Raw genomic sequence first — 16,691 nt, forward strand, 5'->3', positions numbered from 1 at the left:
TTCAGGCGAACAATTCCAAGGCGTCGATGAGGGCGTCCACGAAGGCGGTAAGGATGGCAGGCTGGGTGCGGCCGGTCATGGTCTGGACCTGGCCCTGCCGCTGGCGCAGCACCGGGTGGTCGATGTTGACGGCCACCAGGTCCTCGCGGTCCCGGCGGTCCAGGGAAAGTCCGCTGACCAGGGAAACCCCCACGCCCGAGCGGGCGAACTGGATCACCGGGTTGATGTGGTCGCTTTGCAGGGTGATGGACGGAGTAAGGCCTTCAATCTGCATGGCCAGGTCCAGGAGCTCGCGCTGGCTGGAGCCCGGGGCTGTGATGGCCAGTTTGTAGCGGCACAGGTCCTGCAGGGTGGCGCGGGGCTGGGCGGCCAGCGGATGGCCCGGTGCCACCAGGGCGAAGGCGACGGGGGTGGGCATGGGGTGTTCCACAGTCACCCTGGACTGGGGGCCCAATGAAAACACTGCGGCGACGTCCGCCTCGCCCTCGGCAACCCGCCTGGTTCCCTCGGAAGAGGACACCACGTCCAGGTGGAATTCCACGTCGTCATGCTGCCGGCTGAAGTTGGCGATGGCTGCAGGAACCCAGACCCGTGCGAACCCTTCGGCGCAGGCCACGCGAAGCGTCCGGGTCTTCCGCTGCATGGACACCAGCAGTTCCTCGCGGACCGCGGCTCCTTCCGCCTCGGCCCGGCGCACATACGCGAGCAGGAGCCTGCCGGCTTCGGTCAGCTCCACTCCGCGCGCGTGCCGGTTGAACAATGGCGTACCCAGCGAGGACTCAAGTTTGTTGATCTGCCTGCTGATGGCGGACGCCGAGACGTGAAGCTTCTCCGCCGCCTCGGTGAGGGTGCCCTCCTGCGCGACAGCGTGGAAGTACAGCAGCGCCGGAGTGAGCATGTTCACCACAGGGCCTCCTCCCACTGGTTTGCACTGAAGTCAAAGCTTGTCAACAAAATGATACTGGTCGTTTTGTCGCGCTGGCCCTAGTTTTGAACTCACGTTTCAACGGGAAAGGGCGGGATTCAATGCACCAACGCGAGCAGTTGACGGCGGCGGCAGGAGATTACGTGGACTCCGGCCGCTTCAAGGCGGACCTCGAAAGGATTGTGTCCTACCCTTCCGAAAGCTCGACGCCGGAGGGCCGCGTTGCACTGAAGTCATACCTTGATGAGGTGATCGAGCCGGCGTTTGCTTCCCTGGGCTGCTCGGTAGAGCGGTTCGACTCCTGGCGGGGCGGCAACAATTCCTTCCTGGTGGCCACCCGGCAGGAGGGGCCTGAGCTGCCAACGGTTCTTTGCTATGGACACGCGGACGTGGTGGACGGCCAGGCTGCTGCCTGGTCCAGGGGCAGGGACCCCTGGACGTTGAGCGACGAGGGGGACCGCTGGTACGGCCGTGGTTCTGCCGACAACAAGGGCCAGCACTGGATCAACATGGTGGCGCTCCGGCTGCTCCTGGAACAGCGCGGAAACCTGGGCTTCAACCTGGTGTTCCTATTGGAGGGCGCAGAGGAGATCGGGTCCCCCGACCTGGCGGATTTTGCGCGGGAGCACCATGATTCCCTGCAGGCGGACGTCTTCATCGGTTCAGACGGACCCCGCCTGGCCGCGGACAGTCCCACCGTGTTCCTGGGGGCCCGCGGCGGAATCACCCTTCATCTCACGGCAGACCTCCGCAGCAGTTCCTACCACTCCGGAAACTGGGGCGGGCTCCTGCGCAATCCGGCCACCACGGTGGCCGCGGCCGTGGCCTCCCTGGTGGATGGCCATGGAATCATCAGGCTCCCGGAGCTGCTGCCCGCTGGAATCCCGGATACCGTTGCCGCCGCGCTGGAAGTCATCGACATGGTCCCCAACGCGGGTGATCCCGCCTCCGACCCCACGTGGGGTGACAGTTCCCTAAGCCCCGCCGAGCGGCTGTACGCCTGGAACACCCTGGAGGTCCTCGCCCTGGGTGCTGGGAACCCCGCCAAGCCAGTCAATGCCATTCCCGGCTCGGCCAGTGCCAGCCTCCAACTCCGGTTCGTCCCGGGAACAGACACTGCAAGAGTGGAGCCTGCCGTCCGCCGCCACCTCGACACGGCCGGGTTTGGCATGGTGGATGTTGAAGTGGGCCAATCCTTCCCCGCCAGCCGGCTGGATCCCGGCAGCCCCTGGGTTGCATGGGCCCTGGCCTCCCTGAAAGCCACCACGGGCAGGACGCCGGTGCTGCTGCCGAACATTGGCGGTTCATTGCCGAGCTTTGTCTTCGCCGAAGTCCTCAACCTGCCTACCTTGTGGGTTCCGCATTCCCATCCCGGGTGCCAGCAGCACGCCCCGGATGAACACCTCCTCACATCGGTGGCGCGGGAGGGGCTCCAGATCGCGGCTGGCCTCTTCTTCGACCTCGCCACCACCGCGACACCAACGGCCGGCGGCCTTGCCGGCGCCGCTGCATCCACAAGCTCTGCTTCCTGATCCCCTTGGAGTCCCCATGACCATTCCGCAGCAAGAACACCAGTCCGCTCCCGGCCGTGCTGAAGGCGCGCAGTCCGCTGCCCGGGGAATCGTCGCCGCCACCATCGGCAACGCCCTCGAATGGTTCGATGTCGCCATTTACGCGCTCCTGGCCATCTACATCGGCCGGAACTTCTTTCCAAACCACGATCCGGGCGTCGAACTTATCCAGGCCTTTGCCGTGTTTGGCGTCTCCTACCTCATCCGGCCACTCGGAGGGCTGATCCTGGGCTCGTACGCTGACCGGAACGGGCTGAAGAAGGGCCTCACCGTCACCATCCGGCTCATGGTCCTGGGCACCGCGCTCTTGGCCTTCATGCCGGGCTACGACAGCATCGGAATCATGGCCCCGCTCGGAATTGTCCTGGCACGCCTCATCCAGGGCTTTTCGGCCGGCGGCGAGTTCGGCGCTGCCACCGCCTACCTCATTGCCCAAAACGACAAGCGGAAAGGGTTCCTGGGCAGTTTCCAGTTCGCCAGCCAGGGCCTGGGCAGCCTGCTCGCGGCGATCCTCGTGGCCATCCTCACCACGGTCCTCACTGACGCCCAGATGACTGACTGGGGCTGGCGCATTCCATTCCTGTTCGGGCTGCTGGTGGGTCCGGCCGGGTTCCTGATCCGCAAGGAGATGAAGGAGGTCCCGCTGCCGGATAAGCCGGGGGACGCCAGGCATTCCCCCATCCGCGAGGTGTTCGCCACCCAGAAGGCGGGAATGCTGATCGCCGCCGGCGCCCTTGCCGTTTCCACCGCACTGAACTTCATCCTGCAGTACATGCCCACCTTCGCCATCAAGCAACTCGGACTCGAGCCGGGCATCTCCTTCACGTCGCTGATCATTACCGGGGTCATCCTGACATTTGGGACTCCGGTGGTGGGCCACCTTTCCGACAAGTTCGGCCGGATGGCCATCATGGTGCCCACCGTGATCGTGCTGCTGGTCGCGGTGGTCCCGTTGTTCCTGTGGGTGATCAGCGCCCACTCGTTCCTGGTGCTTGCCCTGGTGATGGCCGTCCTGGGGCTGCTCAAGGCGGCCTACTTCGGGGCGCTGCCCTCCGTCATGTCCGATTCCTTCGATCCCCGCGCCCGCGCCACCGGTCTGTCCTTCAGCTACAACACCGCGGTGGTTGCCTTCGGCGGGTTTACCCCCATGATCGCCGCCTACCTGGTGCAGCAGACCGGCCAGGCCGTGGCGCCCGGTTACTACCTTGCGGTCATCGCAGTCATCAGCCTGGCAGCCCTCGCCGCGGGCGTGAAGCTGCGCGGCATCCGGTAGCCCAACCGGTGCCCTTGCTGCCCCGGACAGCAAAGCGCCGGCCACCTTGGGGGAAGGCGGCCGGCGCTTTGCTTATGGTTCAGGCGCTTGGTTCCTGATTGGTGCTTAGTGGCCGCCGAGGTTGCCGCCCACAGGCGGGAGGCCGCCGTCGGTATTGCGGTCGTCTTCACGCCGTTCGCCGGCGCTCAAGTTTTCGCCCGCCACGGTGTCGTCGGACTCGCCTGTGGTGTCCACCAGGCCGTTGGTCTGGTCGAAGGCGTGACCGATCCTGTCATCACCCAGATCGGCGACTGAACCGGTGGACCCGGCTGCCGCCGTCGTGCCCGTGCCCGCTGCAGGCACCGTGCCCGCGTCCGCTGCGCCCGCAGTGGAGCCAGTGGTGAGTGGCTCTGCTGGAACCACAGGTTCCGCCCGAACCGCCGGAGTGGTGTCCGCAACCGTCACGTCTGCTGTCCCGGTTTTGTCCTTGTTGCCACCGGACGCCATTGCCGCCGCTGCACCCGCAGCCGCTGCAATGCCCACACCGGCAGCTACCTTCCCGGAAACGCCGGCCTTGCCGGAATCGCCACGGGAAGCGCCTGCATGCTCAACGCCCGGGGTGCCAACCGTGGTGCCGGGGTTGACTGCACCGCGCCAGGCGCCGCTGGCATAGCCCTCGTCCTCAATGAATTCCTTGAACCGCTGCAGGTCGGCTTCGGCCTGCCGGTCAACCACATTGAGCTTGTCGCCCACCTTCTCGATCAGTCCTTCGGGCTCGTATTCGAGCGTCAGCTGCAGGGAGGTCTGACCGCCGCCCACGTCCTCGAACTCCACGGCGCCCGCGTTGGTGGCGCCTTCCGTTGCTGCCCAGGCAACCTTGCGGTCCGGGACCTGCTCAAGGATCCTGGCCTCCCACTGCCGGCGGACGCCGCCGATTTCGGCCACCCACTCCAGCCGGTCGTCGCTGAGCTGCGTCACGCTCTTGACGCCGCCCATGAAGTGCGGGAAGTCCTCGAACTGGGTCCACTGGTTATAAGCCGTGCTCACCGGTACGTTCACCAGAATGCGTTTTTCCACCTTCGTGCTCATAACGTCTCCTTTGCTGTGTCACCGGGAGCTGATGACTCGGTCATAATCATCAGCATGCTTACCAATGTACCTTCTGGTCCGGCATGTTTCCAGAGTCGTCCCGGCCCGTTCCTTTGGCTGGGTGGGGAGTGTCCCGGCACCCTGGCCGGAACTTACCGGTGTGTGCTGGACTGGTGGAGCAATGAGCACCACCCGCCGCTTCCAACCGAACCCAGCCAGCCGGCGCAGGCCGGCTGTTGGAAAGGAACACTCATGGCAACGTACAAGATCGGCTACTTCGTGGGCAGCCTGGCCACCGGCTCCATTAACCGGGTCCTGGCCCGGGCCCTGATCACACTCGCACCCGAAGAACTCGAATTCACGGAGATCCCCATCAGGGACCTCCCGCTCTACAGCTACGACTACGACGCCGACTTCCCGCCGGAGGGCCGCGCCCTCAAAGACGCCATCGAGGCCGCTGACGGGATTCTGTTCGTGTCACCCGAATACAACCGGTCCATTCCCGGTGCCTTGAAGAATGCCATCGACTGGGGCTCCCGTCCGTGGGGAACCAACTCCTTTGCCCGCAAGCCCACCGGCATCATCGGCGCGTCCCCTGGCAGCATCGGCACCGCGGTCATGCAGTCTTCCATGCGCGCAGTCCTGAGCTTCCTCGACGCGCCACAGCTGAATGCCCCCGAGGCGTACGTCAAGTACGACCCCGCTGTGTTCGGCTCCGACGGCGACGTGAAGGATGAGTCCACGGCCAAGTTCCTGCGCCACTACATGGATGAGTACGCCGCGTTCGTGGCCCGGGTCCTGGCCGCCAACGCCCCTGGCCACATCGGTGACCTGGAGCCGGACTCCGCCAAGCTCTCCCGCTAGGTTGCCCGCAAGTGGCATATGGATGCCCGCCGTCCCAGCAACGGCGGGCATCCGAGTCCGGTAATCCGGTTTTGTCAGTCCAGTGGCAGTGTCACCGTGACACTGGTGCCCTGGCCGGGGGTCGAGCTGACCGCGACTGAGCCGCCCGCTTCATGCACCGCCACTGCCATCAGCCGCAACCCATACCCATGGTGCCGCCCGCAAGTGGCGAGGTTGCTGTCGAAGCCCGTGCCGTCGTCGGACACTACCAGGCGGATGCCGTGGTCAACCGCCGCCAGCTGAAGGGTGAGCGTGTGCGCGGCAGAGTACTTGTAGGCGTTGCTGAGCGCCTCCCGGGCGGCCTGGTACAGGAGGGATGCAGAGTTCGAAGGGATCTCGATGCCCCAGTGCGGGGTGTCCCAGCGGACCACGGTCCCGCGCTCGCGGAGGGGCGCGGTGAGCCGGTCGATGCACCCGGCGAGCCCCAACGAATGGAAATCCAGCGGGTGTTGGTCCGTCAGCACACCGCCGACGGCTGTGACTTCGTTGTCCGCTGTCTTGCTTCCCATGACTTCCTGCCCCCACAAGCTGGTTTTCTCCGATGGCTCCAGCGTGGACCTGCATCGTCTAGGGACGGCAAGGTTTGCCTCAAGATCCCATCAATTTCTCCGCTTGACGGCCTTATGCCGGGACAGCCGGCGCCGTGAGCCTGCCGTCGCGCATGCTGCCCACCACGTCCGTCAGCGGCACGGATCATCCGGCCGCCTGGCGCCATGGGGTGACCTGTCGGCGCATGCCGGCAGGACGCGTCATGTGACGGCCATCCCAGTGCAGTAGGTTGATTCCACTGCGTTTACACATGCCGGTGTTCCAAGGTGCTGTTGTTCAAAGGAGAATGAATGTCCCATCCGGTTCCAGCCGTCGAGGCCCTTCTCGCCATTTACGGTGCGCCGGACGCCTGCGCGGCCGAGCTCCTGTGCGACAGCCACAATCCCAGCGATGTTGCCTTCACCGTGGTTGAAGCCGACCTTTCTGCGGAGGACATTACCTACGGCGAGCTCCGGGAACGCTCCGAACGCGGTGCCGCCGCCCTGGCAGAGCTTGGCGTCGGTCCCGGGGACGCCGTGGCCACCCTGATGGGAAAATCGGCAGACCTTGTCGTGATGCTTTTGGCCATCTGGCGGCGCGGGGCCGTCCACGTGCCGCTGTTCACTGCCTTTGCGTGGCCGGCCATCGAACTCCGCCTCACAGCGTCCGGCGCCAAGGTGGTGATCACTGACGCCAACCAGCGGGAGAAGATCCAGGAAACCGTGGCAGCTGTGGTGGTTGCCGGTGACGAAGCCTCCCCACCGGACCTGGCGCTCACGCCGCTCCTGGCCAGGCAGCAACCCGGGATCGCAGCCGCAGCCGTGGGAGGTGACGGTGCCCTGGTGCTGATCTTTACTTCGGGAACCACAGGCGCCCCCAAGGGGGTGCCGGTGCCGGTCAGGGCGTTGGCCGCCTTCCGCCAGTACGTCGGGCTGGGCCTGGACGTCAGTGAAGAGGATGTCTTCTGGAATGCCGCCGACCCCGGCTGGGCGTACGGCCTGTACTACGGGATCCTTGGGCCCATGGCGGCCGGACGGCGGAACCTCCTGCTGCGCCCGGGGTTCTCCCCGGAACTCAGCTTCAAGGTGCTGGAGGCCTTTTCAGTCACCAACTTCGCGGCAGCTCCGACGGTGTACCGCACCATGCGGGCGAAAGCCGACGCCGGGACGGGTCCTTTCCACCTTCGCCGTGCATCGTCGGCCGGCGAACCGCTGACCCCGGAGGTAATCGGCTGGGCCCGGGAGGTGCTGGGCGTTCCGGTGCGGGACCACTACGGACAGACCGAACACGGGATGATGATCATCAATGCCTGGCATGACGACGTGCGGACGGAGCTGAGGCCAGGTTCCATGGGCCGGCCCCTGCCGGGGTGGAGTTGCGCGGTCCTCAAGGACAACGCCGACGAGCCCGCTGCGCCGGGTGAACTGGGGCGCGTCGCCGTCAACGTGGCGGGGAGCCCCATGATGTGGTTCACGGGGTACCAGGACGCGCCGGAGAAGACGGCCGAAAGGTTCAGCACGGACGGCAAGTGGTACCTGACCGGCGACGCGGGCATGGTGGACCAGGACGGCTACTACTACTTCTCCTCCCGCGATGACGACGTGATCATCATGGCCGGATACCGGATTGGCCCGTTCGATGTGGAAAGTGTTTTGTCCACCCATCCGGCGGTTCTGGAAAGCGCCGTGGTGGGCGCGCCCGACGAACTGCGCGGAGAAGTCCTCGAAGCCTATGTCGTGCTGGCGGACGGGACCACGGGCAGCGATGCCCTGGTGGCCGAACTCCAGGCCATGGTCAAGACGCAGTTCGCCGCACACGCCTACCCGCGCCGCATCCACTTCGTCCAGGACCTGCCCAAGACGCCGTCAGGAAAGCTGCAGCGCTACATCCTGAGGCAGCAGCGGGCCGCCGACGGCGGGATCCCCGGCGGGAAGGACGGCGTAGGGATTTCTGATGGCGCCGCACCCAACACCTTTGAGCCCGAAGAGGATCCGGACGCAGCCGCAGGCGCCGACGACGACTGAAGCCGATCAAATGACGGGGCCCGGCTGCTCAAGGTTGGCTCAAGATTGCCCCAAGAGGCTGGTTTTGGGTGTAGCCCCTACCTACCGGCCGGTAATTTCTTAGTAGCTTCCACGTCAGTTCCCCGGCAGGAAGCGTTGGAAGTCCCCGCGCTGGAGCCTGACTCGCGCGGGGACTTCTCCCAATCCCAATTCACGGTTTCCTGGGAAGGACCGGATCGAAGTGCCCAACCTCGGGAAAGGGCTCGTAGAACCGGTGGAGAAGGTCCCGCCATTGCTGATATTCCGCGGAACCGCGGAAACCGACGGTGTGGTCTTCCAGCGTCTCCCACTCCACCAACAACAGGTAGGTGTTGGGGCTTTCGATTGAGCGGGACAAAGACAGCGATATGAAGCCGGGCATGGAAGCAATAATCGTCCGGGCCTGATGGAAGGCTGCCTCGAACTCCTCTTCCTGGCCCGGGATGACCGGTAGCACGGCATGTTCAGTAATCACTTGGCCAAAGTATCAATCCAGCGGTGCGTTCGCGACGTCCCTCCGGCGCCGCGGGGTCCCAGGCTTTTCGCCTCCGACAGGGGGAATCGGTTCCCGGGATATTGGTGCCGGGTTGTAGCATCACCCGAGGACCCGTTTTGCGGTCTGGAAAGGGACGAACAGTGGCGGCCACTCACTCGGTAACGGCAGCTCCCGGGGATTCAGCCGCCCGGGATGACTTATTGCAGGAATACGGTTTGGCGCTTCCCGCCGGCGAGGGGCGGCAGTCCGGCGTTGACGTGGCGCTGTCGATGGAGCCCCTCCAGAACCTGGTCCAGCTGGCCGCTAAACTCTGCGGAGTCCCCTTCGGCGTGATCAATGTCGTCACCGAAGACGAGCAACAGCAGGTGGCCGCCGTCGGCTTTGAAGCCGCAGTCTGCGCCCGAAAAGACTCGATGTGCTCAGAGGTGTTCCTGTCAGGGAAGACAACTGTTGTCCCGGATGCATCGCTGGACCCCCGCCTCGCATCGAACCCGTTCGTGACCGGGGAAATCGCCTCCGTCCGGTTCTACGCGTCGGTGCCGCTGGAGACGTCGTCGGGGTTTGTGCTGGGGTCCCTGTGCGTCTTTTCGAACTCGCCGGGGACGCCTGCGAAGGACCAGCTGGACATGCTGGAGATCCTGGCCCGCCAGGCAGTCCAGCTCCTGGAACTCCAGCGGCGTACCCTGCAGCTGAAGCGCGCCCTTACTGAGGTCAGGGAAAGCAACGCGAAGCTTGCAGAGTTTGCCGGCCGCGTCAGCCACGACCTGCGCGGGCCCCTTACCACCATGCTGGGCTAGGTGGAGATGGCCGGAGACGAAGTGGATGGGGACCACCCGGCAGCGGAGTATCTCCAGATCATCGGCGCCAGCGGCCACCGGATGCTCGCCATGCTTGAGGACGTCCTGACGTACTCCCGGATGGGCGGCAGCATCCAGCGGCAGCGGGTTTCCCTCCACGCCGTGGCGGCAGAGGTTGCCAAAGATCTCGGCCTGTCCTTCGGTCCCGGCGCCGTCCTGGACAGCGACGACATGACGCTCCACGTGGACCGTGGCCAGCTGCGCACCCTGCTGCAGAACCTGGTGGCGAATGCGGTGAATTACCGGAGCCCGGACCGGGACCTCAAGGTGCGCATCAGCGGCATCGCCAACTACCAGGGACCCACGCTGCTGGTGGAGGACAACGGCAAGGGAATTGCCCCGCAGGACCGGCAGCGGGTGCTGGAACCGCTGGTCCGGCTGCACCGGAAGGGCGACGGACACGGCTCCGGCCTGGGCCTGGCCATCTCGCGGCGGATCGTCGAAGCCCACGGTGGAGAGCTGGCTCTGAAGGAGACGCCGGGCGGCGGCACCACCGCTGCGATCAGTCTGCCGGCCGAACAGTAAGAGGGGCCCGGACCGGCTGCGCGTGCAGCCAGTCCGGACCCCTTCAGTCAGTTGACCGGCATCAGTTCAGGTCGAAGCGGTCCAGCTCCATGACCTTGGTCCAGGCGGCCACGAAGTCGTTGACGAACTTCTCCCTGGCGTCCTCGCTGGCATAGACCTCGGCCAGCGCCCGCAACTGCGAATTGGAACCGAAGACCAGGTCCACCGGGGTGGCCGTCCACTTCAGTTCACCGGTGGCAACGTCAGTGATCTCGTAGACGTTCTCCCCGGACCCGGAGGCCTTCCATTTGGTGCCGGGCGAGAGCAGGTTGACGAAGAAATCGTTCGTCAGGACCTGTGGCTTGTCAGTCAGCACGCCATGGTCGGAGCCGCCCACGTTGGTGCCCAAGGCGCGCATGCCGCCAACGAGCGCCGTCATCTCCGGTGCAGAAAGGTCCAGCATGTATGCCTTGTCCAGCAGCAGGGTCTCCGGCTGCAACTTCACGCCGGGGCGCACGTAGTTGCGGAACCCGTCGGCGCGCGGCTGCAGGTAGCCAAAGGACTCCACATCGGTTTGTTCCTGCGAGGCGTCCGTGCGGCCCGGGCGGAAGGGCACTGTGACGGGGAATCCGCCGTCGGCCGCTGCCTTTTCCACGGCAGCCGCGCCGCCAAGGACAATCAGGTCCGCCAGCGAGACCTTCTTGCCGCCGGTCTGTGCCGAGTTGAACTCTTCCTGGATGCGCTCCAGCACCGGCAGGACGGTGTCCAGCTGGTCCGGTTCGTGGGCCTCCCAACTGCGCTGCGGCTCCAGCCGGATGCGCGCACCGTTGGCGCCGCCGCGGCGGTCCGTCTTACGGTATGTGGCAGCCGAGGCCCAGGCCGTTCCCGCGAGCTGCGGGATGGTCAGCCCGGAGCCAAGCAGCCTGTCCTTCAGGGACGCGATGTCCTGGTCGTCAATCAGTTCATGGTCGACGGCGGGAACGGGATCCTGCCACAGCTGCGCTTCCGGAACCCACGGGCCCAGCATGTGCGGGCCAACGGGGCCCATGTCACGGTGCAGCAGCTTGTACCAGGCCTTGGCGAATGCCAGGGCGAACTCGTCCGGGTTCTCCAGGAACCGGCGTCCGATCTTCTCGTAGGTGGGGTCGAACCGCAGCGACAGGTCCGTGGTGAGCATGGTGGGGCGCTGCTTTTTGTTGGGGTCGTGCGCGTCCGGGATGATCTCCGGAGCGTCCTTCGCAACCCACTGGTGCGCCCCGCCGGGGCTCTTGACCAGTTCCCATTCGTACTCGAACAGGATCTCCAGGAAGCGGTTGCTCCACTGCGTCGGCTTGTCCGTCCAAGTGACCTCAAGGCCGGAGGTGATGGTGTCGCCGGCCTTGCCGGAACCGTAGGTGCTCAGCCAGCCCAGTCCCTGCGCCTCGAGGTTGGCGGCCTCCGGCTCGGGGCCTACGTGTGCATCCGCCGGACCGGCGCCGTGCGTTTTGCCGAACGTGTGGCCGCCGGCGATCAACGCGAACGTCTCCTCGTCGTTCATGGCCATCCGCTTGAAGGTTTCGCGGATGAACGCCGCAGCGGCCACGGGGTCCGGGTTGCCCTTGGGGCCTTCAGGGTTGACGTAGATCAGGCCCATCTCGGTGGCGCCGACGTCTTCAGCCATCTGGCCTTCGCCAACGTAGCGTTCGTCGCCCAGCCACGCGTCCTCGGGACCCCAGAAGATCTCTTCGGGCTCCCATACGTCCTCGCGGCCAAAGGCGAAGCCGAAGGTCTTGAAGCCCATGGACTCCAGGGCGACGTTCCCGGCGAGGACCAGCAGGTCTGCCCAGGAGACTTTCTGGCCGTACTTCTGCTTGACGGGCCACAGCAGGCGCCGGGCCTTGTCCAGGTTGGCGTTGTCCGGCCAGCTGTTCAGCGGCGCGAACCGCTGGCCGCCGTCGCCTGCCCCGCCACGGCCGTCATGGACGCGGTAGGTGCCGGCCGCATGCCAGCTCATGCGGATCATCAGGCCGCCGTAGTGGCCGAAGTCCGCCGGCCACCAGTCCTGGGAAGTGGTGAGGACGTCCGTGATGTCCCGCTTGAGGGCCTCGACGTCGAGCTTCTGGAATTCCTCACGGTAGTTGAAGGAGGGGGCGAGCGGGTTGCTGGCCTGGCCGTGGGCGTGCAGCACCGAGAGGTCCAGCTGGTTCGGCCACCAGTCCTGGAGGGTCCGGGGGCGCGTGCCCTTGGGCTGCGGGGTATCAATGGCAGGGTTTTCACTTTCACTGCCTTGGGCGGTGGCACTGCCGTGGGCCACCGGGCACCCGCCCTCAACCTTCTGGTCCAGGCCCTGCGCGCTCCCGGGGGCTGGGACCGGGGGATGGTCTTGGGGTTCGGTCATGTGCTTATTCCTTCCGTTGGGCCGAGGCCGCGGTTGGACTCGGGCAGCCGGTGCAACCCTCCTATTTGACCATGGACCGGCGACAGCGCAGGACCCCCGTACGCCTCCAGCGAACCTGCATGATTAGCTGAAGAACGCCCGGTCAAACCCCAGTACCCGGACGTACACTGACCTTCGCACCACGTTTGTGGACACTCCGTCGGGTGAGGGCTTTTGCGTATGCTCTGGAAGTTGCTTGTCGAATACCTGCGGCCGCACCGGCCGCTGCTGGCCGCGGTCGTGGTTTTCCAGCTGGCTCAGTCCATCGCGTCGCTGTACTTGCCCACGATGAATGCCGACATCATCGACCAGGGCGTTGCCCGGGGCGATACCGGCTATATCCTGTCGACCGGCAGCGTCATGCTGCTGATCACGCTGGCGCAGATCGTGTGTGCAGTGGTTGCCGTGTACTTCGGTGCCAAGGCGGCCATGGGGCTGGGCCGGGACCTGCGCGGCGCCATCTTCGAGCGGGTGGGGCAGTTCTCCGAGCAGGAGGTCAGCCGGTTCGGTGCGCCAAGCCTCATTACCCGCTCCACCAACGATGTGCAGCAGGTGCAGCAGCTGGTGCTGATGTCGGCCACGCTGATGGTGGCGGCCCCCATGCTCAGCATTGGCGGGGTGATTATGGCCATCCGGCAGGACGCCCAGCTGTCCTGGCTCATTGCCGTGTGCGTCCCGGTGCTGCTCATCGCCGTCGGCCTGATTGTCACGCGGATGGTGCCGCTGTTCCGCAAGATGCAGGCCCGGATCGACACCGTGAACCGGGTGCTGCGCGAGCAGCTCACCGGCATCCGGGTGGTGCGGGCGTTCGTGCGCGAGGACATGGAAACTGAACGGTTCGCCGGCGCCAACACGGACGTCACCGACGTTGCCCTCCGCGCAGGCCGTCTGATGGCCCTTATGTTCCCCACGGTCATGCTGATCCTGAACGTTTCCAGCGTGGCGGTGATCTGGTTCGGCGCGTTCCGGATCGAGGACGGCTCCATGCAGGTGGGCACCCTGATCGCATTCCTGAGCTACCTGATGCAGATCCTGATGTCGGTCATGATGGCCACGTTCATGGCGGTGATGATTCCGCGTGCGTCCGTATCGGCGGACCGCATCGGCGAGGTGCTGGGGACCAGTTCCAGTGTGATGCCGCCCGAGCGGCCGGTAACCAGTGCGGTCCGGCGCGGTGAGTTGGAAATGCGCGACGTCGGATTCGCCTACCCGGGTGCCGACCAGCCCGTCCTTTCCGGGATCAGCTTCACCGCGCGTGCTGGGCAGACCACGGCGATCATCGGCAGTACCGGCTCCGGCAAGACCACCCTGGTGAACCTGATGCCGCGGCTCTTCGACGTCACCTCCGGAGCGGTGCTCATGGACGGCGTGGATGTCAGGGACCTGGACCCGGACCTCCTGTGGGGACACATCGGCCTGGTCCCGCAGAAGCCCTACCTGTTTTCCGGGACCGTTCGCAGCAACCTGCTGTACGGAAACCCGGACGCCACCGAGGACGAACTGTGGGACGCGCTGGACATTGCCCAGGCCAAAGACTTCGTGGAACTGATGGAGGAGGGGCTGGATGCGCCCATCTCGCAGGGCGGCACCAACGTCTCCGGTGGGCAGCGGCAGCGGCTGGCCATCGCCCGGGCCCTGGTGAAGCGGCCCGAGCTCTACATCTTTGACGACTCGTTTTCATCCCTGGATACGGGCACCGACGCCCGGCTGCGCCAGGCGCTCAAGCGCAACATTGCGGGAGCCACCATGGTGATCATCGCCCAGCGCGTGTCCAGCATCGTTGATGCGGACCAGATCCTGGTGCTCGACGACGGCAGGATCGTTGCGCAGGGAACGCACCATGATTTGCTGGAGACATCCGGGACCTACCGCGAGATTGTCTCGTCCCAGCTGGCAGCGGAGGAGACGGTATGAGCCACGGACCCACTCCGCGCGGCACCAAAGCCACGGGCGCCTCCGGACCCGGCCAGGCCGCCGTCGTACGCATCCCCAGGCCGCGCGGCGGCCCCGGTCACGGCGGGCCGTTTGCCGGGATGAATGTGCCCGCGGAGAAGGCGATGAACTTCAGCGGCTCCGCCAAACGCCTGCTGGCCACGCTGCGGCCGGAACGGTTCTGGCTGCTGCTGGTGCTGCTCATGGCCGTGGCGGGGGTGGTGTTGCAGGTGATCGGGCCGCGGCTGCTGGGCGAGGGCACCAACCTGATCTTCTCAGGCGTGGTGTCCAAGCAGTTGCCGCCGGGGATGACGCAGGCACAGCTGGTTGCGATGCTGCGGGCGTCGGGGGATAACCAGAAGGCGGACATGCTCAGCGCCATGACGCTGACGCCGGGCGCGGGCATTGATTTTGCTGCGCTCGCCAGCGTGCTGACGTGGGCGCTGGTGCTGTATGTGCTGGGGTCGGCGTTCATGTGGGGGACGGCGTATGTGCTCAACGGCGTGGTGCAGCGGACGGTGTTCGGGCTGCGCGAGCAGATTGAGGCGAAGATCAACCGCCTGCCGCTGCGGTATTTCGATTCGATCCAGCGCGGCGAGCTGCTCAGCCGGGTGACCAACGACGTGGACAACATCTCGCAAAGCCTTCAGCAGTCCATCAGCCAGGCGGTGACGTCGGTGCTGACCGTGGTGGGCGTGCTGGTGATGATGTTCATCCTGTCACCCACGCTGGCGCTGATCGCGCTGGTGACCATTCCGCTGACCCTGGGGATCACCACGCTGATCGCCAAGCGCTCGCAAAAGCTGTTCGTGCAGCAGTGGACCAACACGGGGGAGCTGAACGGGCAGATCGAGGAGACCTACACCGGGCACGCGCTGGTGAAGGTCTTCGGGCGGCAGCGCGAGGTGGGGGAGCGGTTCCGGCAGAAGAACGCGGAGCTGTATGAGGCGAGCTTCGGGGCGCAGTTCATTTCCGGCCTGATCATGCCCGCCATGACGTTCATCGGGAACCTGGTGTACGTGGGGATCGCCGTGGTGGGCGGCCTGCAGGTGGCGTCCGGGGCGATGCAGCTCGGCGATGTGCAGGCCTTCATCCAGTACTCGCGGCAGTTCACGCAGCCGCTGGCGCAGTTGGGGTCCATGGCGAACCTGCTGCAGTCCGGGGTTGCCTCAGCCGAGCGTGTGTTCGAGCTGCTGGATACGGAGGAGCAGTCCGCGGATCCTGTGGGTGCCGCGTTGCAGAGCCCGGATGGTGCAGGGCGGGGGCGGCTGGTGTTTGAGGATGTGTCCTTCTCGTACTCGCCAGACAAGCCGCTGATTTCGGGGTTGTCCCTGGTGGCGGAGCCGGGGCAGACAGTTGCCATTGTCGGGCCCACCGGGGCGGGCAAGACCACGCTGGTGAACCTGATGATGCGGTTCTACGAGCTGGACGGCGGCCGGATCACGCTGGACGGCGTGGACATCACCACCATGACCCGGCACGACCTGCGCTCGCGTATGGGGATGGTGCTGCAGGATACGTGGCTGTTCGGCGGGACCATCCGGGACAACATCGCGTACGGGCGGCCTACTGCTTCCTCCTCGGATGTGTTGGAGGCTGCCCGGGCGACGTATGTGGACCGGTTCGTGAAGTCCCTGCCCGAGGGGTACGACACCGTGCTGGACGATGAAGGGTCCAACGTGTCCGCTGGCGAGAAGCAGCTGCTGACGATTGCCCGGGCGTTCCTGGCCCAGCCGTCTGTTTTGATTCTCGATGAGGCGACGTCCTCGGTGGATACCCGGACGGAGGTGCTGGTGCAGAAAGCGATGAGTGCCCTGCGATCCGACCGGACGTCCTTTGTGATCGCGCACCGCCTGTCCACGATCCGCGACGCCGACCTCATCCTGGTGATGGAGAACGGGCAGATCGTGGAGCAGGGGAACCATGCATCACTGCTCGCCGCCGGTGGGGCTTATGCGCGGCTGTATGAGGCCCAGTTCGCGGCGCCTGTGGCAGAGGTCTAACCCCTGTCTTTCGCACCTCCACTGGCTGCCATAGCAGGTGATGCGATTAGCGCAAGGGCTCCGCTGATACCAAGGGCGGTCGCCGAGCGGGTGAGGGTCTTAGCCGAAATCATCATCGCTTCCTGCTTTCAATTCGGATTTCTGAGACGGCCAGAGTCCAGACCATCTCACGA

Annotated in this window: 13 protein-coding genes; 8 read left to right on the plus strand and 5 right to left on the minus strand. The window is 65.6% G+C overall.

The features are described 5' to 3' along the window. Position 1: 1 nt before the first annotated feature. Entirely contained in the window at positions 2 to 898 is an 897-nt protein-coding gene (locus J2X98_RS02785) for a LysR family transcriptional regulator (RefSeq protein ID WP_307304212.1), read from the minus strand. A gap of 128 nt (positions 899 to 1,026) precedes the next feature. Here J2X98_RS02785 and J2X98_RS02790 point away from each other — a divergent pair, with 128 nt between their 5' ends. Beyond that, positions 1,027 to 2,457 carry a M20 family metallopeptidase gene (locus tag J2X98_RS02790; protein WP_307304029.1) on the plus strand — a complete coding sequence of 477 codons (1,431 nt, stop codon included), beginning with the start codon at positions 1,027 to 1,029 and terminating at the stop codon, positions 2,455 to 2,457. Positions 2,458 to 2,473: 16 nt separating this feature from the next. After that, entirely contained in the window at positions 2,474 to 3,769 is a 1,296-nt protein-coding gene (locus tag J2X98_RS02795) for an MFS transporter (protein ID WP_307304030.1), read from the plus strand. Between the two features lie 105 nt (positions 3,770 to 3,874). Here J2X98_RS02795 and J2X98_RS02800 read toward each other — a convergent pair whose 3' ends face one another. Beyond that, the gene (locus tag J2X98_RS02800; protein ID WP_307304032.1) at positions 3,875 to 4,837 is read right to left on the minus strand and encodes an SRPBCC family protein; all 963 of its coding nucleotides are present in this window, start codon (positions 4,835 to 4,837) and stop codon (positions 3,875 to 3,877) included. 252 nt (positions 4,838 to 5,089) lie between these two features. On the opposite strand from J2X98_RS02800, the gene J2X98_RS02805 reads away from it, so the two are divergent. After that, on the plus strand, positions 5,090 to 5,701 hold the full coding sequence (locus J2X98_RS02805) for an NADPH-dependent FMN reductase (RefSeq protein ID WP_307304033.1): 612 nt from the start codon (positions 5,090 to 5,092) through the stop codon (positions 5,699 to 5,701). Positions 5,702 to 5,775: 74 nt separating this feature from the next. On the opposite strand, the gene J2X98_RS02810 is transcribed toward J2X98_RS02805, so the two are convergent. Beyond that, positions 5,776 to 6,249: a sensor histidine kinase gene (locus J2X98_RS02810; RefSeq protein WP_307304035.1), complete on the minus strand. Its 474-nt coding sequence runs from the start codon at positions 6,247 to 6,249 to the stop codon at positions 5,776 to 5,778. 330 nt (positions 6,250 to 6,579) lie between these two features. Here J2X98_RS02810 and J2X98_RS02815 point away from each other — a divergent pair, with 330 nt between their 5' ends. Then, entirely contained in the window at positions 6,580 to 8,292 is a 1,713-nt protein-coding gene (locus tag J2X98_RS02815; protein WP_307304037.1) for an AMP-binding protein, read from the plus strand. Between the two features lie 190 nt (positions 8,293 to 8,482). Here J2X98_RS02815 and J2X98_RS02820 read toward each other — a convergent pair whose 3' ends face one another. Next, positions 8,483 to 8,785, minus strand: a complete 303-nt coding sequence (locus tag J2X98_RS02820) for an antibiotic biosynthesis monooxygenase family protein (RefSeq protein WP_141945701.1) — start codon at positions 8,783 to 8,785, stop codon at positions 8,483 to 8,485. Positions 8,786 to 8,946: 161 nt separating this feature from the next. On the opposite strand from J2X98_RS02820, the gene J2X98_RS02825 reads away from it, so the two are divergent. Together J2X98_RS02825 and J2X98_RS02830 are read left to right on the plus strand one after the other, a co-directional pair. Beyond that, a complete protein-coding gene (locus J2X98_RS02825) occupies positions 8,947 to 9,603 on the plus strand; it encodes a GAF domain-containing protein (RefSeq protein WP_307304039.1) in 657 nt (218 codons plus the stop codon). Positions 9,604 to 9,609: 6 nt separating this feature from the next. Continuing rightward, positions 9,610 to 10,188 carry a sensor histidine kinase gene (locus tag J2X98_RS02830; protein WP_307304215.1) on the plus strand — a complete coding sequence of 193 codons (579 nt, stop codon included), beginning with the start codon at positions 9,610 to 9,612 and terminating at the stop codon, positions 10,186 to 10,188. Between the two features lie 61 nt (positions 10,189 to 10,249). Here the strand turns inward: J2X98_RS02830 and katG are convergent, their stop codons facing one another. Further along, entirely contained in the window at positions 10,250 to 12,544 is a 2,295-nt protein-coding gene (katG, locus tag J2X98_RS02835; RefSeq protein WP_307304041.1) for a catalase/peroxidase HPI, read from the minus strand. Between the two features lie 219 nt (positions 12,545 to 12,763). On the opposite strand from katG, the gene J2X98_RS02840 reads away from it, so the two are divergent. Together J2X98_RS02840 and J2X98_RS02845 are read left to right on the plus strand one after the other, a co-directional pair. Then, complete coding sequence (locus tag J2X98_RS02840) at positions 12,764 to 14,497, plus strand: ABC transporter ATP-binding protein (RefSeq protein WP_307304043.1); 1,734 nt, start codon at positions 12,764 to 12,766, stop codon at positions 14,495 to 14,497. After that, positions 14,494 to 16,518, plus strand: a complete 2,025-nt coding sequence (locus tag J2X98_RS02845) for an ABC transporter ATP-binding protein (RefSeq protein WP_307304045.1) — start codon at positions 14,494 to 14,496, stop codon at positions 16,516 to 16,518. Before J2X98_RS02840 ends, J2X98_RS02845 begins: the two co-directional genes overlap by 4 nt. Positions 16,519 to 16,691: the final 173 nt, after the last annotated feature.

This window comes from Pseudarthrobacter enclensis, from assembly GCF_030811655.1.
Taxonomy (GTDB): Bacteria; Actinomycetota; Actinomycetes; order Actinomycetales; family Micrococcaceae; genus Arthrobacter; species Arthrobacter enclensis_A.

Coding starts and splice junctions, on each gene's coding strand:
- J2X98_RS02830 (WP_307304215.1), top strand. CDS start 9,610: ATGGCCGGAGACGAAGTGGATGGGGACCACCCGGCAGCGGAGTATCTC.
- J2X98_RS02815 (WP_307304037.1), top strand. CDS start 6,580: ATGTCCCATCCGGTTCCAGCCGTCGAGGCCCTTCTCGCCATTTACGGT.
- katG (WP_307304041.1), bottom strand. CDS start 12,544: ATGACCGAACCCCAAGACCATCCCCCGGTCCCAGCCCCCGGGAGCGCG.
- J2X98_RS02800 (WP_307304032.1), bottom strand. CDS start 4,837: ATGAGCACGAAGGTGGAAAAACGCATTCTGGTGAACGTACCGGTGAGC.
- J2X98_RS02785 (WP_307304212.1), bottom strand. CDS start 898: ATGCTCACTCCGGCGCTGCTGTACTTCCACGCTGTCGCGCAGGAGGGC.
- J2X98_RS02845 (WP_307304045.1), top strand. CDS start 14,494: ATGAGCCACGGACCCACTCCGCGCGGCACCAAAGCCACGGGCGCCTCC.
- J2X98_RS02810 (WP_307304035.1), bottom strand. CDS start 6,249: ATGGGAAGCAAGACAGCGGACAACGAAGTCACAGCCGTCGGCGGTGTG.
- J2X98_RS02795 (WP_307304030.1), top strand. CDS start 2,474: ATGACCATTCCGCAGCAAGAACACCAGTCCGCTCCCGGCCGTGCTGAA.
- J2X98_RS02840 (WP_307304043.1), top strand. CDS start 12,764: ATGCTCTGGAAGTTGCTTGTCGAATACCTGCGGCCGCACCGGCCGCTG.
- J2X98_RS02805 (WP_307304033.1), top strand. CDS start 5,090: ATGGCAACGTACAAGATCGGCTACTTCGTGGGCAGCCTGGCCACCGGC.
- J2X98_RS02790 (WP_307304029.1), top strand. CDS start 1,027: ATGCACCAACGCGAGCAGTTGACGGCGGCGGCAGGAGATTACGTGGAC.